The following is a 21,886-nucleotide window of genomic DNA, read 5'->3' on the forward strand; positions in this document are numbered from 1 at the left end:
GATCCCCGGCGCGTCTGGACGGGGCCAGCTTCCGCAGGCTGGCCCCGTCATCCGTTTCTGCATATTGTTTGGGAATGCGATGTCCGCAAACTGGAGCTTAGTGCGTCACCTATTCCGAGCTTGCCGCAGGCGAGGCGTGGCCTCGATACTTCAATAGCTGCGATCCACCAAAAGCATCAGGATAACAGGGCCGCCCAGAAGCGCGCCGGCAAGAACTGCCGATATCAGTACCTGAAAAATCAAACATGAGAGGGGGCTTCTATGCATTCAAAGCAACCTGCATCGGATGAACGTCAAATTCCCTGGCGAGGCTGTGAGAAGAAAAGGGATGCAAAAACAGAGCCATGCCGAAAGGCATGGGCCTTTGCTTCCCGGCACGTAAATTCTCAAAGCCGATCCGCCCTGGCGTTCTCAGAGGCTTGCAGATGTCGGATAATGTCGCCGACCGTCAGAAACCGGTCGGCCATGTCGTCATTGATGGTAAAGCCAAACTCTTCTTCGAAGGCCATCACCATCTCGGTGATCTCGAGCGAGTCCGCACCCAGATCCTGCGACAGGCTTGCATCTTCGACGAGAAGCTCTTCGGGAAGATCAAGATAGGTCGCGATGATGCTCTTTACCCTGTTCGCCAGGTCTTTTGTGATGGGCTGGTGAGACCCGGTAAGACGGGAATTTTCCATGGTGAAATCTCTTTGGCGTTGTCATGAAATAGGCCGCAGCCCGAAAGCTCGGGCTACGGCGCAGATGCGCGATATCGACGTCGGCCGTGGTTTTCACACCGGGTAGGCCTCACCATTCTTCTCGACAACAAATCGGACCCGCTGGACTTGGCGCAGCAGCAAATCCGCTGAGAGCATCACGATGGTGACGATGAGCATGGAAAGTACGACGTCGGAGAGATAATGCCCGCCAAACAGAATGCGGTTGAACGACAATGAGACGGCTAAAATGCCGAGCAGGGTCTGCACTATCCTGCGAATTGTCCTCTGGCCGGCCGGGAGGAGATAGACGAGAGACATCATTGCCATTGCGCCTGCTGCTTCTCCCGACGTGAACGAACAGTTCGATGCACAAGCCTGGGAAAATTCCCAGGCAGCGGACAGGGGATCCTCACCACCAAGCCCAAATGTGTCGCGTGGCCTTGCCCTTCCAAACGTGTTCTTCAGGAGCATATTCACGATAAGACCGACGCCCACGCCGTAGGTGATCAGCGGAACAAATGTGCGGCCGAGACTGACACCAATCGCATTCCTCAGACGCTGCGAGAGCAGCAGGAGCATTGACGCACCTATCACGACCGTACCGGCCCAGAAATTCGCCTGCCGCAGTGTCTGCAGCGATCCATTATGCTTCAGGGGGAATTGTTCGCCGTCAAAGAAATGCTGTGAAACGGTCATGTCGATGGATGGATTGAGATAGAATGCGACACTCGTAACCACCGTCGCCATGACGACGAGCGAAAGGTGGAAGCCTGCTTGCTTGTTGCGCGAGACTGGTAACGTCATAGGTTTGCTCCAGGTTTTCGGAGCAAGCTATTCCTGGCGACATGGCCGGTTCATTTTGTCTTGTTTCGTATTGTTGCGTGCCATCTCACAAAGCTTCCCGGAGGCTTTTCGGGCATGCAGAAATGCGTAACTGCTTGTATTGTCGATTTCTTCCCAAGCTTCGTAACAAAACTTAATAAAGCGAAACATATGCTCCCCGGCGGGCATGCGAAACGCGTGCAGTCAGGCGATCAAGGACGACAGCCGTGCAAGCAAACTCAGCCAATGCAAAGATCCTGATTGTCGAGGATGATCCCGAAATCGGTAAGCTGCTCGCGCTTGCCATTCAGGAAAACGGCATGGTGGCGACCGTTGCCGAAGACGGGCATGTAATGAACGCCCTCTTACGCACCAACGAATTCGACCTCATCATCCTGGATGTCATGTTGCCCGGTGAAGATGGTCTGAGCATCTGCCGGCGCATCCGCTCGGAAAAGACGACGCCGATCATTCTTTTGACCGCGCTCGGTGAAGAGGTTGACCGCATCGTCGGGCTGGAGGTCGGTGCCGATGACTATGTCACCAAGCCGTTCAGCCCCCGCGAAGTCGTTGCCCGTATCCGCAGCCTGCTTCGGCGTGCATCCTACGGGCTGGTGAACACCGCGGTTCAGCGAAAGCTCCGCTTCGAAGGCTGGCAGATAGACCCCCTGCGCCGACAACTGCATGATCCGAGCAATGCCCGGGTTTCCGTGACGACGACGGAATTTGATCTTCTGCTCGCCTTCTGCCGCAATCCCGGCCGGGTGATTACGCGCGAAGAGCTTCTTTCGCTCACCCATACCGGCCTTGCCGGTCCGATCGAACGCAGTGTTGATGTCCATATCAGCCGTCTCAGACAGAAGATCGAGGCCGATCCGAAAAGCCCGGTTCTGCTGCAAACCGTGCGGCTCGGCGGCTACATGTTTACCGCCAATGTCGAACAGGCTTGAATGGCTGCGGTGCGCTCAGACGCGGGTGCGATGCACCCGATAAAAAAGCCGGGGCAATGCCCGGCTTTCATCGTCTTTGACGCCCGTCTTCTTCAGAATTTGTAGCCGACAAATAGAGAAGCGGAGGGCTGTGTCTTTTCTTCCACGATCGGGCTGTCTGCAGCGTCTCCTGTCAGGAAACCCACGCCGGCTTCGCCGCGGATAAGCCAGTTTTCGCTCAACAGGTAGATTGCCGATGCCGAAACGTTGACGCGTTTCAGGCCGGCTTCGGCCTTGTATTCCGCAAGACCGGATCTTGCCGCCTGGGCGGCGGTGACGCCGAAATAGGATTGCATGTGCTTGTCGTTGGCCACCACCGCCTCGACGCCTGCGCCGAGGATCAGCCGTTCGCTGACCGGCGCCTGATATTCTGCGCCGAATGTGCCGATCAGGCTCTCGCTGCCTTCGATGGTCTGGTCGACGCTCGCATAAATCTCGAAGCCGTCCCATTTATAGGAGGCCTTGGCGCCGACGGTGGCTGCGAAGTCGATATCGCCCAGCCCCCTCAGGCGGTCAGCGTCGTCTTCATCGCGTCCGCCTTCGTAACCGACCTTGGCGGCGAGTGCGAAACCGTTGTGCTCGAATGCGGTGATCGTCACGCCGCGCGGATCGATCTCCAGCCACTCGCCATAGGTGAAGACGACGAATGGTACGGGCTGGACCTTGAAGTCGCCGCTACCTTCATATTCCGGCTCGTAAATTCCACCGGCGCCGACGATTAGGCTCCAGTTGCGTTCCGGTTTTTCCTTGTTGAACCGCTCCTGGTCGAATGGCGGTTCCGGCGGCTGTCCTGCAAGGCCTGCATCGGCGGCGAGCGTGGTCGAAACCGTGCCGGCGATCGCGAGCGTGACGTATATGGCGCTTGCGAGAAGTCGCCGATCGGTCCGTTGGATAAAAGACATGGGTGCTCCAGTGAATTTAACACGGGCACCACCTCAAGGGCGAGCCGTGCATGCAACACGTCTGTCCTGTCACGGATGGATGCGGTGCAGCATGTCTTTGTGTTACGCTTTGTTGCGGGCAAGGCGGATTGGACGGCCTGGGTGCAAGGCAGGGTGCGATCGACACAAAACTTAATGTGGTTTTGCAGCGGATGGCCTTATCTTCAGGGCAATGGGCCTGCGATAAGGGCCGCAATGCAATCTGTACCGGGCGGAACGGCCCAAGGGGGCGTTTTGGGATTTCGGGTCTCCCGGTTGATTTCGACCATTCACGGCCAGATCACCGCAGTCATTTTCGCCTGCCTGATCATTGCTTTCATCATCGGTTCGACGCTCGAAAGTTGGGTCAGGGAGGAATACAGCGCTCCAGATATGGAAAGTATGTCGGCCCACGTGACCGCGATCGCTTCTGTGTTTGCGTCGGCAACGCCCAGCGACAGAGATGTGATACTGGCGGCGGCTAATCACGAAGACGGGCGTCTGACATTGCAGCCGCTCTCGTATTCAGAACGTTTCACCACGTCCTCGCCTGACGAGCCTTTCCTCCAAGTCATCCTCGATCGCCTACTTCCTCCAGAAAACCACCCCGTACCATTTGGTGGCTGGAGGACATTTGCCGACGGCAGACGTGTGCTTGCCGCGCAAGTCGATCAGGATACACTTCTCGTCATGGAATTGCCCGAAAGCTTCCTTCGCAACGATGCACTGATATTCGGTTCGAACTATCTGGTGGCAACAGTCACGCTGCTCATCCTGTTTTCGCTTTTTGCAGTACGGGCGCTGACCAGCCCTTTGCGACGTATCGCTTCCGCGGCGATGAAAGCGGACATTTCTCTCGGCCCGGCGATCTTCGAAGAACGTGGAAGCTCCGAAATCGTCACACTCGCCCGGGCGCTGAATGGCATGCAGCGGCGAATCTCGACCATGGTGGAATCGCGAACAAGGATGTTGCGTGGCATCAGCCACGACCTGCGGACGCCGCTGACGCGCCTGCGGCTTCGCGCGGAAAGGGTGAGCGAAGAAGAGATCAGGGAAGGTCTTCTGGGAGATATCGAGCGGATCGACAGGCTGTTGAAGGAAAGCCTCGGTTATCTTCGCGACAACCACCAACGCGAAGTCTCGCAACGCGCGGATCTCGCTTCCATGCTGCAGACGACCTGTGACGAATTCGCCGATATGGGGCATGATGTGCAGTATGATGGCCCGGCGCGGATGGTCACCAACTTCAAGCCGCTGGCGCTGACACGCGCGATTACCAACCTGTGCGAAAACGCGATCAAGTTCGGCACGCATGTGACTGTCGAGCTTCGCGCAGTCGATGGTCAGGCGGTTATCGACATCAGCGATGACGGGCCGGGAATTCCCGAGCAATATCGCACGCGCGTGCTGGAACCCTTCTTCAAGGTGGATACAGCGCGCCAGGACACGGAAACAGGTTTCGGTCTCGGGCTTTCGATCGTTGCCGAGATCGTCCAGGCGCATCATGGAAAACTGGTCCTGCTGGATCGTCAGCCCAATGGGCTCGTGGCGCGGATCATCCTGCCTCTGGAGCACAAATAAAAAACGGCGAGCCTGTGGGGCTCGCCGTAACTTTCTCAATCCCGAGCTATCAGGCTGCTGCCAGCGCTCCGGCTTTCGCGTCATTCAGGTATCGAACGAGATCCTCGATGGTAATGACCAGCAGGCCGTTCTGTTCGGCGAAGATCTCGAGCTGCGGAAGACGGGCCATCGTGCCGTCTTCATTGGAAATTTCGCAGATGACGCCGGCCGGGGATTTTCTGGCCAGCCTGCAAAGATCGACTGCCGCTTCCGTGTGACCGGTGCGACCGAGAACGCCTTCCGGGTTTGCCCGCAAGGGGAAGATATGGCCGGGGCGGGCAAAATCTGCAGGGCGGGCGCTCGGGTCGACAAGCGCCTTGACGGTCGCGGCGCGATCGGCCGCTGAGATGCCGGTCGTGGTGCCCGGAATGTAATCGACGGATACGGTGAAGGCCGTTTTCATCGATTCCGTGTTGTTCGGCACCATGAGGGGAAGTTCGAGTTCGTCGATGCGATTGTGGTCCATGGCGATGCAGATCAGGCCACGAGCCTTGTTCATCATGAACGCTATCTTTTCGTTTGTCGCATCTTCTGCAGCAAAGATCAGATCGCCTTCATTTTCGCGATCCTCGTCATCGACAACGACAACCATTTCGCCGCGGGCGAAGGCTTCTACTGCATCTTCAATTCTGGAAATCGTCATTTCAAGTCTTTCAAGGGTTAAGCCGGTGAAGGCTGTTGCATCGGCTTTCGCCGACAAAACTTATCCCTTGGGCGAACAAGCGCCACGGGCAGCCCGGTCAAAGGCCGCCGCGGGTTGGTCTCTTCCATCCGGACTATAACCGTCGGCTCCGGCATCTCACCGGATCTGCTGACCTTCCTTTTGGGAAGCGCTCGCGGGCTCCGGGGGAGACCCCGATACCGCCGGTGGGGAGTTGCACCCCGCCCTGAGAACGGGCCAAGTTTATTTCAACAGACGCTTGAATTGCAACAGGCAAACGCACCCAGAAAATTCAGATAGGGATGAAAATATTGCGCAATCGCTGGAAGATGCGCTTTATTTTGCTATCAGAACCTCGATACCGCGCTTCTCGAATTCTTTCGCATCCCGGTCGGAAATCCCGTCATCAGTGATGAAGGAATTGATCACGTCCAGCGAGCCGAGACGGGTGAACGACGAGCGGTTGATCTTGGTGCTATCGGCGACGAGATAGACATGCGCCGCGGCCTTGATCATCGCTTCCTTGAGCTGAAGGTCGGCAAAGCTCGGATAGGTGAGACCCGCATCGAGCGCCACGCCGGCGGTGGCGAGAAACAGCTTGCCGGCGAAGATGTTGCGGAAATACTCGACCGACTTGTCGCCCGAGAGCGACAGCGTCGGCGATTTGAACTGGCCGCCCGGCATATGCACCGCAAAGGTCGGTACCGAGCCCAAGATGATCGCGATGTTCAGCGCATTGGTGATCAGCGTCAGGTCGCGCCGGTTGGTCAGTCGGGTGGCGATTTCGGTCGTCGTCGTGCCCGCATCCAGGATCAGCGTCTCGCCGTCCTTGACAAGGCTTGCGGCAAGCGCGCCGATGCGGCGCTTCTTGTCCATGTTCTCCTGGTGGTGGAGCGTCATCGTGCCGGTCGCGGGTGCTGCGGTGTTGAGGTAGGCGCCGCCATGCTCGCGGGTGATGAAGCCTTCGCTTTCCAGCCGCTCCAGATCCTGCCTGATCGTCGCTTCCGACACGCGGAAGGCGCCGGCGAGATCTCTCACCCGCGCCGACCCTTCTTCCTGTAGCCATTCGAGGATACGGCGCCGTCTCGGCTCGGACAGGAGGCCGATCATCGACTCCGAAGCATCCTGCTCTTCTCTCGCTTCCATTCCGGCCTGCCTAGTCCTTTAATCGCAAACAATCGAAACCATTCGATTCACTTCCTATGGGATCATTACAGGAATGGCCTTGCGCTTTAAATCCTCAATTCGCGTTCTGCTGCAGGACGACACGAGCCTGCAGCTTCTGCTGCACCTGATCGACGACAACGGCGGCGATGATGACGAGACCTTTGATGACGGTCTGCCAGAAGGACGAAACGCCCATCATGATAAGCCCATCCGCAAGAATGCCGATCACGAATGCACCAACAATGGTGCCGGCGATGCGGCCGCGTCCACCTGACATGGATGTACCGCCAAGAACGGCTGCGGCAATGGCGTTGAGTTCGAATGTCTCGCCGGTCGCCGGATGGCTGGCCTGCAGCTGTGACGAAATGATCAGGCCGACAAGTGCGGCGCAAACCCCGGAGAACATGTAGACGAACAGTTTCGTGCGGTCGACATTGACGCCGGAGAGTGCCGCCCCGCGCTCGTTGCCGCCGACAGCATAGATATGCCGGCCAAGCGGTGTGCGCGTTGCAAGATAGGCAGCGCCCAGTGCGACCACGACCATGATCCAGACGGAGACGGGCAGGCCGAAGAATGTACCCGAGCCGATGATGCGGAACGTGTCCGATCCGTATTCCGGATTGCCCGCGAGGTTGGGAAAGGTCCGGCCGTCGGAGAAGAGAAGCGCCGAGCCGCGGGCGACATAAAGGATGCCGAGCGTCGCGATGAATGGCGCGACATTCAGCTTTGTTATCAGCATCCCGTTAATCCAGCCTATGAATATGCCGACGACAAGCACGATGAGGCAGATCTCGATCGTGTTGAACTGGACGCTGTAGGCGACACCGATAAAGCCGAGGTCGATGCCGTAAAGAACCAGATAGCCGGCGACCATGGCGCAGAGGCCGACAATGGAGCCGACCGAAAGATCGATCCCGCCTGCGATGATGACGAAGGTCATGCCGATTGCGAGGATCGCGTTCAGCGCCACATGCTTGGAAATGATCAGCATGTTGCCTGTCGTCAGGAAGTTCGGTGCGGCAATGGCGAAGAAGGCGAAGACCAGGATCAGCGCCACGAAGGTGCGCATGTGCAGAAGCAGCAGAAGCGCCGATGTTCTGGATTTGTGACCGCCGATGACGGTCTTGGCGTTGCCCGAGGCGTCGATGCTGCTCATTGTGTTTCAACCCTGTTCAGATTTGGGGTTGCCGCGGAGATGACCTCCGCAGCGCTTGCGCCGGCCGGGAATTGTCCGGTCAGCCGTCCATTCGCCATGACGAGTACGCGATCGGAAAGGGCGAGAACTTCTTCCAGATCGGATGTTACGAAGAGGATGCCGAGGCCATCGGCGGCAAGCCGGCGCATGGTGCGAAAGATTTCCGCCTTGGCGCCGATATCGATGCCACGCGACGGCTCGTCCATCAGCAGGATTTTCGGCCTTGTCATCAGCGCCTTGCCGATCACCACCTTCTGCTGGTTTCCGCCGGAAAGGCTGGAGACGGGATGTTCGAGGCTGGCGATCTTGATCGCCATCCGCTTGACGAATTCCGCGGCCTTGGCGGCTTCGGCCTTCAGGGATAGATGAAACCCTCGGGTAAAATCGTAAAGCGACGACATGGTCAGGTTTTCGCGGATCGTCATGATCTGCACGAGCCCGTCGCGCTTGCGATCTTCGGGGATGAGTGCAAGGCCGCGACGGATGCGGCCGGAGACGCTTTTCTCCTTCACCGGCTTGCCGCCGATGAAGATCTGGCCCGAGGAATTCGGGTGCTGCGCCATGATGCATTCGAGAAGCTCGGAGCGGCCGGCGCCCATCAGGCCGTAAAGCCCGACGATCTCGCCCTCGCGCACGGAGAGCGACATGTGGTCGACGGCGTAGCCGCCCGCTTGGCTTGGAAGGCAGACATTATCGACACGAAACACTTCCTTGCCGAGTTCATGGTCGCCGGTCTTCGGAAATTCCTTCGAGGCGCTGCCGATCATGTTGGCGACGATCCACGGGATATCGACGCCCTGCATCGAGCGCGATCCGGTAATGGCGCCGTCTCGCAGAACGGTGATGTAGTCGCCGATGCGGATCAGCTCTTCCAGCCGATGGGAAATGTAGACAATGCCGACGCCCTGCTTCTTCAGGTCGTTGATCACCCTGAACAGAACCTCGACCTCTGTGGCCGACAGCGCGGACGTTGGCTCGTCGAGGATCAGGATGCGGGCGTTTTCGGCAAGCGCCTTGGCGATTTCGACGATCTGCTGCTGGCCGATCCGCAGGTTTCCGAGCGGCGTATCCGGGTCGATATTCTGCTCGAGACGTTTCATCAGCGCCGCTGCGGCCGTTCTCTGCGCCTGGCTGTCGATATGGATGCCGGCGCGGGTCTTTTCATGGCCGACGAAGATGTTTTCCGCCACGGTCAGATTGGGGAACAGGTTGAGTTCCTGAAAAACGATACCGACGCCGTGTTTTGCGGCATCCGTCTTGTCGGCGAAGACGACCTGCTGGCGGTCTATTTCGATCGTGCCGCCGTTCAGCTGTTCGACGCCGGCGATGATCTTCATCAGCGTCGATTTTCCGGCGCCATTTTCACCGACGAGAACGTTCACCGCTCCCATGCGCAGGTCGAAATCGACATTTTTCAGCGCCTGGGTGCCGGGATAGATTTTCGAGCCATTGCGGATCGAAAGGCCGATGGGATTGGCTTCCGTCATGGCGCGACCTCGATCGATACCGGCGTGATTAACGGCTTTTCGCTGGCCGTACGGATGACCACGGCACCGACAAAATTCACCTTCTTGCCCTTCAGCTCGATATCGGCAGCGGGGAGCTTGGAGACGGCCTTGTCGTTCAGCGCGCGCCCGAGTTTCGCGTATTCGATCTGGTCGCGGAATGTCGAGAAATCGTAGAGATTGGTGGTGTCGCGCAAGGCGCTGCCCTTGACGACCGGGCCGAGCTGCAGCGTCGCATCAGCCTTTCCGTCGCCATCGACGTCGATTTCCGCAACGCCGGCCTTGGTGCTGGCGCGGGTATCTTCCAATACGGTGGCCGTGCCCTTGACCGGGAAATTCCAGCCGCCTCCGGCACCGCCAACACGGACGCCGTAGCTTTCGCCCGCCTTGTCGAGGCTGCCCTTGATCGCATTTTGCAGCGTTGCAAGCTCGGCCGCCTTTTCGGTCAGGGCCGGAACCAGCTTGGTGTCGAATGTCGTCTCGACGATCTCGGCGATTGGATCGGCAGCAGCTTCGCTATCACCGGTTTTCACCAGTTTGCAGCCGGAAACGGACGCGGCAAGAAGGCTTGCCACAAACAGGGTCGTGATTTTCATGGTACCCGCACTTCTTTTAAAGCAAGAGGCACCCGGGACATATGGCATGTCCCGGGTGGGGATGGCGGTCTTATGGCTTCAGCGCGAAGGTCTCGAGCTTTTCGGCATTGGCGGCATTGATGAGAATGCAATCCATCAGCTGCTTTTCATCGAGGCCGGTCTTGCCGGTCTTGATGAACTTGTCCGCCTGTTCGACGGCGTTCTGCGCTTGCTGGTAGGCAGGCTGGAGAACGGTCGCCTTGATGCCGCCCTTCTTGATCGAGTCGCGGACGTCGTTGGAACCGTCGAAGCCGACGACGATCACATCCTTGCGGCCGGCGGCCTCAAGTGCCGCATAGGCGCCCATGGCCATCGTGTCGTTGCCCGAGATTACACCCTTGATATCCGGATGTGCCTGCAGCATCGATTCCATCACGGTGTAGGCTTCGGTCTGTGACCAGTTGGCCGTCTGCTTGGCAACCAGCTTCATCTCCGAATACTGGTCGATGACATCATGATAGCCCTGCGAGCGAATGCCGGCATTGGTGTCGGATTCCTTGCCGAGCAGTTCTGCATAATTGCCCTTTTCGCCCATCAGCTTGACGAATTCTTCCGCCCCGAGCTGGGCGCCCTGATAGTTGTTGGAGACGATCTGCGAAACGGCAACGCCGGCCGTGGTGATTTCGCGGTCGATCAGGAACGAGGGAATGCCCTTGTCCTTGGCCTTCTGTACGGCGGCAACGGAGGCATCCGCGCCTGCATTGTCGAGAATGATGGCCTTCACGCCAGCTGCGATGGCGCTGTCGAAAAGTTCGCTTTGCTTGTTCGCGTCATCGTCGTGAACCAGAACCATGGTCGCATAACCCAGTTCCTTCGCCTTTGCCGCAGCGCCATCGGCTTCAGCCTTGAAGAATGGGTTGGAATGGCTCGGCGTGATGATCGCGATCGTATCGGCAGCAAGTGCCGTGCCTGACATGGCGCCGGCAATACCCAGCGCGACGACAGACATCAAAAGACGTTTCGTAAGCTTCATGATTACCTCCCGTTGAAAAAAGACCACCCTCCCGTGGCGTCTATTGCGAACTATCGATCACTTTCGTTTATTGTCAATATGTTTTTGATGGCTGCGCTTTTGTGTGGCAATCAAGCCTTCTTGTTCTCTCTTATGTTGCAATGCGGCATATTTTTTAGACCTCATGCCTCTTGAAGCTCCAACAATTCACTTGAATGTTCTCCCGTCGTATGTCAGTTATCTTCAAAACGAAAGAGATCGAAAGTAATCAAAAGTCTTTTGTTGGTTTGTCCGGGATGTGCGCCTCATTCTGAGGAGGAGGCGCATAGCGGCGCCACGAGCGCGCGGCATCATTCTTGAGATCCGATAGGGGCGACACGGAATAATCGGAGGAAACATCATGACTGCACAACGTTTCGGCGCCGGGATCTGGCATTTCGCAACCTATCTCGACCGTTACGCGACGGATGGTTACGGCAGGCCGCGCAGCGTCATCGAGGCGATCGATCTGGCCGGCCAGGTCAAGGATCTGTCGGTCGTCGATATCAACTATCCCTTCTTCGGCGGCGACTTTTCCAATGCGCAGGTAAAAGAGGCGCTGGATCGCAATAAGCTCGGTGTCATCGGCATCACGCCGGAAATCTACACGCGCGAATTCGTCAAGGGTTCCTTCACCAACCCGGATGCGGGCGTCCGTCGCCGCACTCATGAACTGGTGACCGAGGCCTGCGATCAGGTCCGTTATTTCGGTGCCGATTACGTCAAGCTGTGGCCGGGTCAAGATGGCTGGGACTATCCGTTCCAGGTCGATTACGGCACGCTGTGGAAGCATTCGCTCGATGGTGTCGGCCAGCTCGCCAGCGAAAACCCGGATTTGAAATTCGTCATCGAATACAAGCCGCGCGAACCGCGCGTTCGCATGAGTTTCGGTTCGGTTGCCCGCACGCTTCTCGGCATCGAGAAGATCGGCCTGCCGAATGTCGGCATCCTGCTCGATTTCGGCCACGCCATCATGGGCGGTGAATCGGCCGCCGACAGCGCACAGCTCGCGATCGACTACGGCCGGCTGTTCGGCATGGACGTGAACGACAACTACCGTTCCTGGGATGACGATCTGGTCGCTGGCAGCCTGCATCCGATCGAAATCTTCGAGTTCTTCTACGTTCTGCGGAAGAACAAGTGGGAAGGCGTGTGGCAGCTCGACCAGTTCCCGTTCCGTGAAGACAGTGTCGCGACCGCCAATCACGCGATCGATTTCCTCAAAGCCGCCGACAAGGGGCTCGAGGCGCTCGATGTCGATGCATTGAAGGAAGCCCAGAGCCGCCACGATGCGATCGGTGCGCTGAAAATTGCGCAGAAGGCCCTGTTCGGCGCCATGTAGGCGCCCCTTGCGGCAACAGCCAGGTCCGGCCCAATCCGGCAATGAAAGGCCAATACCCATGTTGAAGAATGACCTCGTCGATACCATTCGCGAGAAAGCATTGTGGATGCGCCGCAGGGCCTTCACGATGGTCCATGATGCCCAGCTCGGGCATCCCGGCGGCGATTTTTCGGCGATCGACATCATTGCGACGCTCTATTTCGGCGTGATGCGGTATGACCCGAAAAAGCCGGATATGCCGGAGCGCGATCGCTTCATCATGTCGAAAGGCCACGCAACGGGCGCGCTTTACACCGCCCTTTCCGCTGCCGGTTATTATCCGGAAGACTGGCTGAAAACCTATATGCAGCCGCAGTCGAAGCTGAACGGCCATCCCAACCGCAATTATCTTCCCGGCGTGGAAACCAATACCGGGCCGCTCGGCCATGGCCTGCCGGTGGCACTCGGTATCGCGATCGCCGGGCAGATGACGGGCAGCGACTACCGCACTTTCGTGCTCACCGGCGACGGAGAGTTGCAGGAAGGGTCGAACTGGGAGGCGGCGATGAGTGCCGGCAACCGCAAGCTCGGCAAGTTCACTTTGATTGTGGACCGCAACCGGCTGCAGCAGGGCATGGGAACGGAAGAGACCAACGGTCTCGATCCGCTCGACGACAAGTTCCGCGCCTTCGGATGGGATGTCGAAGTGATCGACGGGCATGATGTCGGCGCGCTCGTCAATGCTCTCTCCGAACCGCCAGGCGGCCGTTCGAAACCGCTCTGCATCATCGCCAATACCATCAAGGGCAAGGGCGTCTCCTTCATGGAAAACAAGGCGTCCTGGCACCATGGCGTGCCGAATGCCGAGCAATATAATACTGCCATGGAGGAACTGGTCTGATGGCTGCACCCGCTGCAAAACAGGAAGGTTTTTACGATTGTCGCGATGCCTGGGCGCGCACGATCGAGGAGCTTGCCGAAAGTGATTCGCGCATCGTCGCCGTCGTCAACGACTCCGTCGGCTCCTCCAAGCTCGGCGGCTTCCAGAAGAAGTTCCCGGATCGGCTTGTGAATGTCGGCATTGCCGAACAGAACATGGTGGGCGTCGGTGCCGGTCTTGCTAATGGCGGCCGCATCCCCTTCGTCTCGGCGGCCTCCTGCTTTTTGACCGGGCGCGCGCTCGAACAGGTCAAGGCCGATATCGCCTATGCCGGTTTCAACGTGAAGCTTGTAGGTCAATCGTCCGGCGTCGCTTATGGCGAGCTTGGGCCGACACACCATTCGATCGAGGATTTTGCTTGGCTCAGACCGCTGAGTAATATCAAGGTGGTGGTGCCGGCCGACAGCTGGGAAACCGCCGAGGCCGTGAAATGGGCGGCAGCATACGAAGGCCCGGTCTATATCAGGCTGAGCCGCATGCCGGTGCCGGATCTCGCGGTTGAAAACCGCAAATTCCAGCCCGGCAAGGCCGAACTTGTCCGCAAGGGTGATGATGTCACGATCATTGCCTGCGGCACCATGGTACATCTGGCCGTCCAGGCAGCAGTAGAACTCGAAGCGGAAGGCATTTCCGCCCGTATCCTCAACATGGCGACCATTTCGCCGCTCGATGAGGCTGCGATTTCGGCGGCTGCCAGCGAGACGGGCGCGATCGTTACGGTCGAGGAAGCTAATATACACGGCGGTCTCGGCGGCGCGGTGGCTGAACACACCTCCGCCAATCTTCCGGTGCCGATCGAGCGGATGGGCTTTCCGGGCTTCGTGCCGACCGGCTCGGTCGAATGGCTGTTCGATCATTTCGGCCTGACGGCCACCGGGATCGCCAGATCCGCACGCAAGGCGATCGGGCGCAAGCGGGGATGAGTGAAGCCGGGAGGGGAGAATTCATCATTGCCGTTGACCAGGGGACGACCAATACCAAGGCGATCCTGGTCAATTCGGCGGGGGATGTCGTCGCCAAGGCGTCTGCTCCCCTGACATCCAGCTATCCCCGCCCCGGTTGGGCGGAGCAATCGGCAGAGGATATCTGGGCGACGGTGCAGGCGGTCATCGCCGATATCGTCGGCAGGGCCGATGCCAGGATCGCCGGGCTTGCGATCGCAAACCAGCGCGAGACGCTGGTCGTCTGGAATGCCGAAACGGGCAGGCCCATCGCGCCGGCCATCCTGTGGCAGTGCCGCCGCACGGCAAGGGCCTGCGAGGCGCTGATTGCCGAAGGCCGCGACCCGATGGTGGTCGAGGCGACCGGGCTTTCCATCAACGCGCTTTTTCCTGCCTCAAAACTCGCCTGGGTGATGGAAAACGTGGCCGAGGCGAAGACGCTCGCCGCGCAGGGCCTGCTTCGTGCAGGCACGGTCGATAGCTGGCTGCTCTACAAGCTGACGGGCGGAAAGGAGTTCGCCACCGATCATTCGAATGCATCGCGAACGCAGCTGTTCAATACCGGCACGCTGCAATGGGACGAAGGTCTCTGCGATCTGTTCGGCGTTCCTGTCACGGCCCTGCCCGAAGTTCGCTCGTCGGACAGCCGGTTCGGCGAAGTGGCCGAAGGCGCGACTGCACTCGATACCGGCGTCCCGATCCTTGCGATGATGGGTGACAGCCATGCAGCCCTTTATGGCCATCGCGTCCGCGCGCCGGGCCTTGTCAAGGCAACCTATGGAACCGGATCGTCGCTGATGACGCTGACGCCCGGACGGGTGTTGTCGAAAAACGGCCTTTCCAGCACGATCGCATGGAGCGACCGGAACGGCATCGCCTATGCGCTGGAAGGCAATATCACCGTTTCCGCGCAAGCTGCCGCCTTTGCCGCCGAGATGCTTGGCCTGCTGGATGCAAAGGCCCTGTCCGCTCTTGCCCAGAGCGTTCCGGATGCCGCCGGGGTTGTCTTCGTTCCGGCTCTTGCCGGGTTGGGTGCACCGCATTGGAACGACAATGTTTCGGGCACGATTTCCGGCATGACGCTGGCGACGACCCGCGCTCATCTGGCGCGCGCTACGCTCGATGCCATCGTCCTGCAGATAGCGGACGTCTTTACCGCCATGGAAAAGGATCTCGGGGCAAGGCTTGATGGCTTGCTGGCCGATGGCGGTGCGTCCTCGAACGATTTCCTGATGCAGATGCAGGCAGATGTTCTGGATCGGCCGGTCGCGAGGAGCGGTCAGGCTGAGGTCGGGGCGATCGGAGTCGCGATGATGGCGCTGCTCAGCCTTTATGGGGATACGCCAGGCACCGATGAAACCCGGAGCGAGTTTCTGCCACAGGCCGATGCCGACGGTTGGCGGCTGGAAGCAATGCGCGGCTGGCAGGCTCTTCTGACGAGGTTGATTGCGCATTAGGGTGGCGAAAACCAACCCTGTCCGGAGCTGGCAGCGCTTCATTGCTGAAGTGTTGTTATGGCAGGTCGGCTTGGCAGAAGATCGCATAGGGATGTCGCTGGATGTTTCGACTACTTCCGCGAGTGGCTTTCAAATGAAAGCAACTTGGTTATGAAATCAAACAAATCGGATGAATTCGAAAACATTTGACATGAAACGAAAATGACTTGATAGTCTTCGATGAGGACTTCAAGCGATCTTTGGGAGGAGATCTTATGAAAACGTTCGCAAGGCTTTTGGCTGCCTCTGCACTGGCAACGGTGGCGACGGCAGCGCATGCAGAGGATCTGACCGTCTGGACGATCAGCTATTCTGCGGAATCGCAGGTGAAGGCGCTTCAGACTGCGGCCGAGAATTTTGAAAAATCCCATCCCGGTGTAAACGTCGAAATCGTCATGCGCGGCGTCGACGAGCACAAGACCGCCCTGCGCGTCGCCGCCGGATCAGACAGAGGGCCGGATGTCTATATGAGCTGGGCAGGCCTCGGGCTTGGCGGCGAATATGTCAAGGCAGGCCTCAGCAAGGACATTACCGCCGATTACGCCAAATACGGCTGGAACGACCGCCTGACGGGCCCGTCCCTGGCATTTTCCAAGAGCTACGGTTCCGGCCAGCACGGCGTGCCTTTCCGCTTCTCCGGCGAGGGCCTGTATTACAACAAGGCGATGTTCGAAAAGGCGGGCATCACCCAGGAGCCGAAGACCTATGACGAGCTGGTCGAGGCTGCAAAGAAGCTGAAGGCAGCCGGTATTCCGGCCTTCACTTTCGGTGGCTCGGTCAACTGGCACCTGATGCGCCTGATGGACGAAATTCTCGAAACCACCTGCGGTGCGGATGTCCATGACCAGCTGAAATCGATGAAGGCGGACTGGAGCAAGACGGAATGCGCCACCAAGGCCTTTGCCGAGATGAAGATGTGGGGACAGAACTATATCCTGTCGCCGTTCATGGGCGTCGACCAGAAGCAGTCCTTCACCCTGTTCCTGGCAAAGCGCGCTGCGATGATGCTCGAAGGTGACTGGCTCGTCTCGCAGATCAAGGAAGGCGGCAACGTCGACGACTACGACGTTTTCCCGTTCCCCAACGGCACCGGTCGCCTCTATGGCTTCGCCGAATATTTCTACATTTCGTCGAAGACCGCCAAGGCGGATCTCGCCGCCGAGTTCATCAACTCGTTCACCTCGACCGAATTCCAGACGCAGATTGCCGGCACGTTCGGTGCGCTGTCCGTCAACAAGGAAGTGAAGCTCAAGGACAATGCGTCGGCCATGCACAAGGAGTGGACGCAGATATTCGCTGACGCGAAGGGCACGTTCGTCAACGGCGACCAGGCATTCCCGCTCGATGTGACGACAGAATACTTCCGCGTCATCAACGATGTCGCGGCAGCAAGGATCGAGCCTCAGGCGGCAGCGGCTGCAATGCAAACGTTTATCGGCAACCGCAAGAAGTAAATCAGGCTTGTGCCTGATCTCTCCGCGGCGTCTTCGCCGCGGAGACTGTCGACCTGCGTTGCAGGTCAGGACTCGGGATAAACGGGTTTCCAATGTTCAATTCGAAAATCATGCAGTCCTCACGGGCGCAAGCCCTGATGCTTATCGGCCCGGCGCTGGCGGTTTATGCCACCTTCGCCATCTGGCCGATGATCGAAGTCGTGTTCCTGAGCTTCCAGCACTGGAACGGCCTCGATCCGCACAGGGAATGGGTGGGGCTTGAGAATTACCGCTACATTTTGACGAATGACGCGGTGTTCTGGGTTGCCCTGCGCAACACCATCACCTGGACCGTTCTTGCCGTCATTTTCCCGCCCACGATCGGCCTGCTGCTGGCGCTCGGCCTCAATCAGCAACTCTTTGGTCGGGTACCGATGCGCGCCGTCTATTATTTGCCGGTCATCATCGCACCGATCGCGGTCGCGACGATCTGGCGATGGATGTATGACCCGTTCTTCGGCCTGTTCAATCAGGTCCTCACCAGTCTGGGCCTGCAGTCGCTGATCAGCGACTGGCTGGGTGACCGCGAGATCGCTCTGTATTCGATGTTCGTCGCTTATACCTGGCAGTATGTCGGCTTTTCCATGGTGCTTTTCCTCGCCGGCCTGCAGAGCGTCGATCGTTCGCTTGTCGAGGCCGCACGCATCGATGGTGCGAGCCGCTGGCAGGTTTTCCGGCATGTGACGCTGCCGGCGCTGCGGGTAACGTTGGCGATCGTCCTCGTCCTGTCGACCATCTCCTCCCTCAAGGCCTTCGATATCGTCTACGGCATGACCGGTGGTGGCCCGGCCCAGTCGACACAGATGCTGGCTCTATGGGCCTTCATGCAGTCGATGCAGATCTTCGATTTCGGCAGAGGCTCGGCGATTTCGGTCATCCTGCTTCTGGTCACGCTGACCATCGTAGTTCCCTACCTGCGCTGGTCGCAACGTGATGAAGGAGCAGGCGAATGACTGCTATAGCACCCCGCCAGGAAGACGACGCCTTGCTGCTCAAGCCGCGCCGGGACCCTTTTCTGATCATCCTCTGGATAATCCTCGTCACCTTTGCGCTGGTCTGGATTGCGCCCGTCGTTCTGATCGCATTCACGGCGCTCAAGTCGAATGCCGAGGTTATGGCAACAAGCGCTTTCACGCCGCCGGAAGCCATCGCCTGGAACAACTTTTCCGGCGCCTGGGCGCGCGGCAATTTCGAGACGACGTTCAAGAACAGCGTCATCATCACCGTCATCAAGGTGCCGCTCGGCCTGATGTTTTCGGCGATGGCCGCCTATGCTCTGGCAAGGATCAGGCTGCGTTTCGGCAAACTGCTGCTTTTGTTCTTCCTCTTCGGTGCGATGATCCCGTTCCAGGTCATGCTGGCGCCGATCTTCACCCTGGTGAACGGTTTCGGCCTGATCGATACCTATCCCGGCGTCATCCTGCCTTATCTGGCCTTCGGCGTACCCTATCAGGTCTTCATTCTGCACGGCTTCTTCAAGGCGGTGCCGAAGGAGTTGTCGGAAGCGGCGCTGATCGACGGGGCCTCGCATGTCACGGTTTTTCGCCGGATATTCCTGCCGATCTCGCTGCCGGTGCTGGCTGCGCTTCTGATCCTCGATTTCGTTTCCACCTGGAACGAATTCGCCATGGCGCTGGTGCTGCTGCAGGACCGTCACATGTGGACCCTGCCGCTCGGCCTGATGTCCTTCCAGGGGCAGTTCTCGACCGATTACGGCCAGCTGAATGCGGCGATCGCGATGACCGTGTTCCCCGCCATCCTCGTTTACATGATCTTCCAGAGATACTTCGTCAGCGGACTGACTTCAGGTGCGGTCAAGGGCTGAAAATCCAATCATATTCAGGAGTTAGAAATGTCAGAAAAAGTGAGCCGCTGGGATGTCTTCGAGTTTTCCGCCAAGGGTCCCGCAGGCGGCAATCCCTATCTCGACGTCAGTTTCGCCGCGACGTTTTCGCTCGGCAATCGCGACGTAACGGTTCCCGGTTTCTATGATGGTGACGGCGTCTACAAGGTACGCTTCTGCCCGGCCACCGAGGGTGCCTGGCGCTTCGTAACGACCGCCAGCGACAAGGCGCTGGCAGGCCTGAACGGCTCGTTGACCGTTGGTCCGGCCAAGTCGGGCGTTCACGGCCCGGTGCGGGTGCGCAACCAGTTTCATTTCGCCTATGCCGACGGCAAGCCATACCTGCCCTTCGGCACGACCTGCTATGCCTGGACGCACCAGACGGTCGAGCTGCAGGAGCAGACCTTCAGGACGCTCGAGACGGCGCCGTTCAACAAGATCCGCATGGGCGTATTCCCGAAAGACTATATCTACAACACCAACGAGCCGCTCTTCGACGTCTATGAGAAGCGCGCCGATGGCAGCCATGACATGGACAGGCCGAATTTCGAATGCTTCCGGCATTTCGAAAACCAGATCGGCCGTCTGATGGAAATGAGGATCGAGGCCGATATCATCCTCTTCCATCCCTATGACCGCTGGGGCTATTGCACGATGACGGAGGAGCAGGATTTCCGATATCTCCGTTATATCGTCGCGCGTATCGCCGCCTACCGAAATGTCTGGTGGTCGCTCGCCAACGAATACGACTTCCTTCTCGATACGAAGCCGATGGAGCGCTGGGACCGCTTCTTCCAGATCATCGAGGAAGGCGATCCGCTGCGCCATCCGAAGTCGATCCACAATGGCGATGTGGACAAGAATTACGATCACCGCAAACCTTGGGTGGATCACGTCTGCATCCAGAACTGGGACGTCAAGAAGACGCTCGACTGGCGCGCCGCCTATGGCAAGCCTGTCGTCAACGACGAGCCCGAATACGAAGGCAATATCCCGAAGGAATGGGGCAATATCGATGGCCACGAACTGGTTCATCGCTACTGGCTGACGCTTTGCCGTGGCGGCTATATCGGTCACGGCGAAACATTCCTCGATGCCAATGACGAACTCTGGTGGGCAAAGGGCGGCGTGCTTCATGGCGAGGCATCGGCGCGTATCGACTTCCTCCGCAAGATCTTCGAGGAGGATGCCGTCAATGGCCTGACCCCCATGCTGGAACGGGGCACGACCTACAAGCGGGTATCCGCGGCTCAGGATGGCGACGTCCGTTACATCTATTTCGGCGAGCATCAGCCGGTCGAATGGGCGCTCGGCCTGCCGGAAGAAGATGGCGACTGGGAAATCGATCTCATCGATGTCTGGAACATGAGCATCACGCCGCTGGAGAAGGGGCCGCTGCCGAAGGTTCACCCGCAGCGCATTACCGGTGGTTCTCATATCACCAACCAGTTTGCCGCCGCGTTCGGGCTGACGCTGCCGGGCCGGCCATATCTTGCTGTGCGCATACGCCCACGCAAGACGCATTAGAGAGGTATCATCATGGCGACGGTTCAAGTCTCCGATCTGCGCAAGAGCTTTGGTGCGCTCGAAGTGGTCAAGGGTGTTACGATCGACATCCGGGATGGGGAATTCCTCATCCTGGTTGGCCCGTCAGGCTGCGGCAAGTCGACCCTTCTCAGAATGATCGCCGGCCTCGAGGACATATCCGCAGGGCGTGTCGATATCGGCGGGCGTGTGGTCAACACGCTGTCGCCGAAGGAACGGAACATCGCCATGGTGTTCCAGAACTACGCGCTCTATCCGCAGATGACGGTCGCCCAGAACATGGGCTTCTCGCTGGAAATCTCCGGCATGAAAAAGGCCGAGATCGACAAGAAGGTTGCGGAAGCATCCGAAATTCTCGGACTGACCCCGCTCCTGCAGCGCAAGCCGTCGCAATTGTCCGGCGGCCAGCGCCAGCGCGTCGCCATGGGCCGCGCGATCGTTCGCGATCCCGACGTCTTCCTGTTCGACGAACCGCTTTCCAACCTCGATGCCAAGCTGCGTGTGCAGATGCGCGCCGAGATCAAGGCGCTTCACCAGAGACTGGCGTCGACCATCGTCTATGTCACCCACGACCAGGTCGAGGCGATGACCATGGCCGATCGAATCGTCGTCATGCGCGGCGGCTGCGTCGAACAGATCGGCACCCCGCTGGAGCTGTACGACCGTCCGGATAACATGTTCGTGGCCGGCTTCCTCGGATCGCCTTCAATGAATTTTCTGCGCGGCAAGATCGAGGGCCAGTCCCTTCTTATTCCGGGCGGAGAGCGACTGGCGCTGCCATCGCTGCCGAAGGGTGGAAGCAGTGGTGACGTCGTGGTTGGCATCCGTCCGCAAGGCTTTGCCGTAGGCACGCAGGATGGCGCCAAGGCGACGATCAAGGTGGTTGAGCCGACCGGCGCAGACACGCATGTTCTGGCCGATGTCGGCGGCACGGAAGTCACCTGTGTCGTCAACGACCGGGTGGATTTTGCGCCCGGTGAGGAGATCCGTCTGTCGATCAGTTCCGCCAAAGTCCACTTCTTCGATCCCGCGAGTGAAGTGCGGCTCGATTGAGGTAAAGCCGACTGCGAGCCCGCGAGATTGAGCCCTCCGATTTCCCGC

General features: G+C 58.8%; 20 protein-coding genes and 1 riboswitch. Of the genes, 11 read left to right on the forward strand and 9 right to left on the reverse strand.

Features of this window, described 5'->3' with window-relative positions; genetic code table 11:
* Positions 1-386: 386 nt before the first annotated feature.
* Together JZX87_RS15720 and JZX87_RS15725 are read right to left on the reverse strand one after the other, a co-directional pair.
* Entirely contained in the window at positions 387-680 is a 294-nt protein-coding gene (locus tag JZX87_RS15720) for an acyl carrier protein (RefSeq protein ID WP_206826661.1), read from the reverse strand.
* Positions 681-773: 93 nt separating this feature from the next.
* Positions 774-1,505: a phosphatase PAP2 family protein gene (locus tag JZX87_RS15725; protein ID WP_206826662.1), complete on the reverse strand. Its 732-nt coding sequence runs from the start codon at positions 1,503-1,505 to the stop codon at positions 774-776.
* 245 nt (positions 1,506-1,750) lie between these two features.
* Between JZX87_RS15725 and JZX87_RS15730 the strand changes: the two genes are divergently transcribed.
* On the forward strand, positions 1,751-2,473 hold the full coding sequence (locus JZX87_RS15730; RefSeq protein ID WP_206826663.1) for a response regulator transcription factor: 723 nt from the start codon (positions 1,751-1,753) through the stop codon (positions 2,471-2,473).
* 92 nt (positions 2,474-2,565) lie between these two features.
* Here the strand turns inward: JZX87_RS15730 and JZX87_RS15735 are convergent, their stop codons facing one another.
* On the reverse strand, positions 2,566-3,414 hold the full coding sequence (locus tag JZX87_RS15735) for a MipA/OmpV family protein (RefSeq protein ID WP_183685601.1): 849 nt from the start codon (positions 3,412-3,414) through the stop codon (positions 2,566-2,568).
* Positions 3,415-3,648: 234 nt separating this feature from the next.
* Between JZX87_RS15735 and JZX87_RS15740 the strand changes: the two genes are divergently transcribed.
* Entirely contained in the window at positions 3,649-5,013 is a 1,365-nt protein-coding gene (locus JZX87_RS15740) for an ATP-binding protein (RefSeq protein ID WP_206826665.1), read from the forward strand.
* A 49-nt stretch (positions 5,014-5,062) separates the two neighbouring features.
* On the opposite strand, the gene ribB is transcribed toward JZX87_RS15740, so the two are convergent.
* The 6 genes from ribB to JZX87_RS15770 all read right to left on the reverse strand — a co-directional run bounded on the left by ribB (position 5,063) and on the right by JZX87_RS15770 (position 11,188).
* Positions 5,063-5,695 (reverse strand): 3,4-dihydroxy-2-butanone-4-phosphate synthase, encoded by a 633-nt coding sequence (gene ribB / locus JZX87_RS15745; protein WP_148146912.1) that lies wholly within the window; start codon positions 5,693-5,695, stop codon positions 5,063-5,065.
* 112 nt (positions 5,696-5,807) lie between these two features.
* A riboswitch (FMN riboswitch) is annotated at positions 5,808-5,951 on the reverse strand.
* Positions 5,952-6,049: 98 nt separating this feature from the next.
* A complete protein-coding gene (locus JZX87_RS15750) occupies positions 6,050-6,859 on the reverse strand; it encodes a DeoR/GlpR family DNA-binding transcription regulator (RefSeq protein ID WP_183826337.1) in 810 nt (269 codons plus the stop codon).
* Between the two features lie 94 nt (positions 6,860-6,953).
* A complete protein-coding gene (locus JZX87_RS15755) occupies positions 6,954-8,036 on the reverse strand; it encodes an ABC transporter permease (protein WP_183685605.1) in 1,083 nt (360 codons plus the stop codon).
* Positions 8,033-9,562, reverse strand: a complete 1,530-nt coding sequence (locus JZX87_RS15760; protein ID WP_183685607.1) for a sugar ABC transporter ATP-binding protein — start codon at positions 9,560-9,562, stop codon at positions 8,033-8,035. Before JZX87_RS15760 ends, JZX87_RS15755 begins: the two co-directional genes overlap by 4 nt.
* Positions 9,559-10,176, reverse strand: a complete 618-nt coding sequence (locus JZX87_RS15765; protein WP_183685609.1) for a DUF2291 family protein — start codon at positions 10,174-10,176, stop codon at positions 9,559-9,561. The genes JZX87_RS15760 and JZX87_RS15765 overlap by 4 nt, the downstream gene beginning before the upstream one ends.
* A gap of 70 nt (positions 10,177-10,246) precedes the next feature.
* On the reverse strand, positions 10,247-11,188 hold the full coding sequence (locus JZX87_RS15770) for a D-ribose ABC transporter substrate-binding protein (protein ID WP_148146921.1): 942 nt from the start codon (positions 11,186-11,188) through the stop codon (positions 10,247-10,249).
* Between the two features lie 379 nt (positions 11,189-11,567).
* Between JZX87_RS15770 and JZX87_RS15775 the strand changes: the two genes are divergently transcribed.
* From JZX87_RS15775 to JZX87_RS15815, 9 genes are all read left to right on the forward strand, one after another.
* Positions 11,568-12,548, forward strand: a complete 981-nt coding sequence (locus JZX87_RS15775; RefSeq protein WP_206826667.1) for a sugar phosphate isomerase/epimerase family protein — start codon at positions 11,568-11,570, stop codon at positions 12,546-12,548.
* A 58-nt stretch (positions 12,549-12,606) separates the two neighbouring features.
* Positions 12,607-13,428: a transketolase gene (locus JZX87_RS15780; protein WP_206826669.1), complete on the forward strand. Its 822-nt coding sequence runs from the start codon at positions 12,607-12,609 to the stop codon at positions 13,426-13,428.
* A complete protein-coding gene (locus JZX87_RS15785) occupies positions 13,428-14,390 on the forward strand; it encodes a transketolase family protein (protein ID WP_206826671.1) in 963 nt (320 codons plus the stop codon). The genes JZX87_RS15780 and JZX87_RS15785 overlap by 1 nt, the downstream gene beginning before the upstream one ends.
* Positions 14,387-15,865 carry an FGGY family carbohydrate kinase gene (locus tag JZX87_RS15790; protein WP_206826673.1) on the forward strand — a complete coding sequence of 493 codons (1,479 nt, stop codon included), beginning with the start codon at positions 14,387-14,389 and terminating at the stop codon, positions 15,863-15,865. Before JZX87_RS15785 ends, JZX87_RS15790 begins: the two co-directional genes overlap by 4 nt.
* Positions 15,866-16,119: 254 nt before the next feature.
* Complete coding sequence (locus tag JZX87_RS15795) at positions 16,120-17,358, forward strand: ABC transporter substrate-binding protein (RefSeq protein WP_206826675.1); 1,239 nt, start codon at positions 16,120-16,122, stop codon at positions 17,356-17,358.
* A 92-nt stretch (positions 17,359-17,450) separates the two neighbouring features.
* Entirely contained in the window at positions 17,451-18,350 is a 900-nt protein-coding gene (locus tag JZX87_RS15800) for a carbohydrate ABC transporter permease (RefSeq protein WP_206826677.1), read from the forward strand.
* A complete protein-coding gene (locus tag JZX87_RS15805; RefSeq protein WP_206826679.1) occupies positions 18,347-19,222 on the forward strand; it encodes a carbohydrate ABC transporter permease in 876 nt (291 codons plus the stop codon). The genes JZX87_RS15800 and JZX87_RS15805 overlap by 4 nt, the downstream gene beginning before the upstream one ends.
* A gap of 27 nt (positions 19,223-19,249) precedes the next feature.
* Positions 19,250-20,767, forward strand: coding sequence for a DUF5060 domain-containing protein (locus JZX87_RS15810; protein ID WP_206826681.1), 1,518 nt, complete (start codon positions 19,250-19,252; stop codon positions 20,765-20,767).
* 12 nt (positions 20,768-20,779) lie between these two features.
* Entirely contained in the window at positions 20,780-21,838 is a 1,059-nt protein-coding gene (locus JZX87_RS15815; RefSeq protein WP_206826683.1) for an ABC transporter ATP-binding protein, read from the forward strand.
* Positions 21,839-21,886 lie beyond the last annotated feature (48 nt).

This window comes from Agrobacterium sp. Ap1 (genome assembly GCF_017313375.1).
GTDB classification, from domain to species: domain Bacteria; phylum Pseudomonadota; class Alphaproteobacteria; order Rhizobiales; family Rhizobiaceae; genus Neorhizobium; species Neorhizobium cellulosilyticum.

What these genes read in the sequence shown, in the direction of transcription:
- JZX87_RS15720 (WP_206826661.1), bottom strand. Translation starts at nt 680, where the DNA reads ATGGAAAATTCCCGTCTTACCGGGTCTCACCAGCCCATCACAAAAGAC.
- JZX87_RS15725 (WP_206826662.1), bottom strand. Translation starts at nt 1,505, where the DNA reads ATGACGTTACCAGTCTCGCGCAACAAGCAAGCAGGCTTCCACCTTTCG.
- JZX87_RS15735 (WP_183685601.1), bottom strand. Translation starts at nt 3,414, where the DNA reads ATGTCTTTTATCCAACGGACCGATCGGCGACTTCTCGCAAGCGCCATA.
- JZX87_RS15740 (WP_206826665.1), top strand. Translation starts at nt 3,649, where the DNA reads ATGCAATCTGTACCGGGCGGAACGGCCCAAGGGGGCGTTTTGGGATTT.
- ribB (WP_148146912.1), bottom strand. Translation starts at nt 5,695, where the DNA reads ATGACGATTTCCAGAATTGAAGATGCAGTAGAAGCCTTCGCCCGCGGC.
- JZX87_RS15750 (WP_183826337.1), bottom strand. Translation starts at nt 6,859, where the DNA reads ATGGAAGCGAGAGAAGAGCAGGATGCTTCGGAGTCGATGATCGGCCTC.
- JZX87_RS15755 (WP_183685605.1), bottom strand. Translation starts at nt 8,036, where the DNA reads ATGAGCAGCATCGACGCCTCGGGCAACGCCAAGACCGTCATCGGCGGT.
- JZX87_RS15760 (WP_183685607.1), bottom strand. Translation starts at nt 9,562, where the DNA reads ATGACGGAAGCCAATCCCATCGGCCTTTCGATCCGCAATGGCTCGAAA.
- JZX87_RS15765 (WP_183685609.1), bottom strand. Translation starts at nt 10,176, where the DNA reads ATGAAAATCACGACCCTGTTTGTGGCAAGCCTTCTTGCCGCGTCCGTT.
- JZX87_RS15770 (WP_148146921.1), bottom strand. Translation starts at nt 11,188, where the DNA reads ATGAAGCTTACGAAACGTCTTTTGATGTCTGTCGTCGCGCTGGGTATT.
- JZX87_RS15775 (WP_206826667.1), top strand. Translation starts at nt 11,568, where the DNA reads ATGACTGCACAACGTTTCGGCGCCGGGATCTGGCATTTCGCAACCTAT.
- JZX87_RS15780 (WP_206826669.1), top strand. Translation starts at nt 12,607, where the DNA reads ATGTTGAAGAATGACCTCGTCGATACCATTCGCGAGAAAGCATTGTGG.
- JZX87_RS15785 (WP_206826671.1), top strand. Translation starts at nt 13,428, where the DNA reads ATGGCTGCACCCGCTGCAAAACAGGAAGGTTTTTACGATTGTCGCGAT.
- JZX87_RS15790 (WP_206826673.1), top strand. Translation starts at nt 14,387, where the DNA reads ATGAGTGAAGCCGGGAGGGGAGAATTCATCATTGCCGTTGACCAGGGG.
- JZX87_RS15795 (WP_206826675.1), top strand. Translation starts at nt 16,120, where the DNA reads ATGAAAACGTTCGCAAGGCTTTTGGCTGCCTCTGCACTGGCAACGGTG.
- JZX87_RS15800 (WP_206826677.1), top strand. Translation starts at nt 17,451, where the DNA reads ATGTTCAATTCGAAAATCATGCAGTCCTCACGGGCGCAAGCCCTGATG.
- JZX87_RS15805 (WP_206826679.1), top strand. Translation starts at nt 18,347, where the DNA reads ATGACTGCTATAGCACCCCGCCAGGAAGACGACGCCTTGCTGCTCAAG.
- JZX87_RS15810 (WP_206826681.1), top strand. Translation starts at nt 19,250, where the DNA reads ATGTCAGAAAAAGTGAGCCGCTGGGATGTCTTCGAGTTTTCCGCCAAG.
- JZX87_RS15815 (WP_206826683.1), top strand. Translation starts at nt 20,780, where the DNA reads ATGGCGACGGTTCAAGTCTCCGATCTGCGCAAGAGCTTTGGTGCGCTC.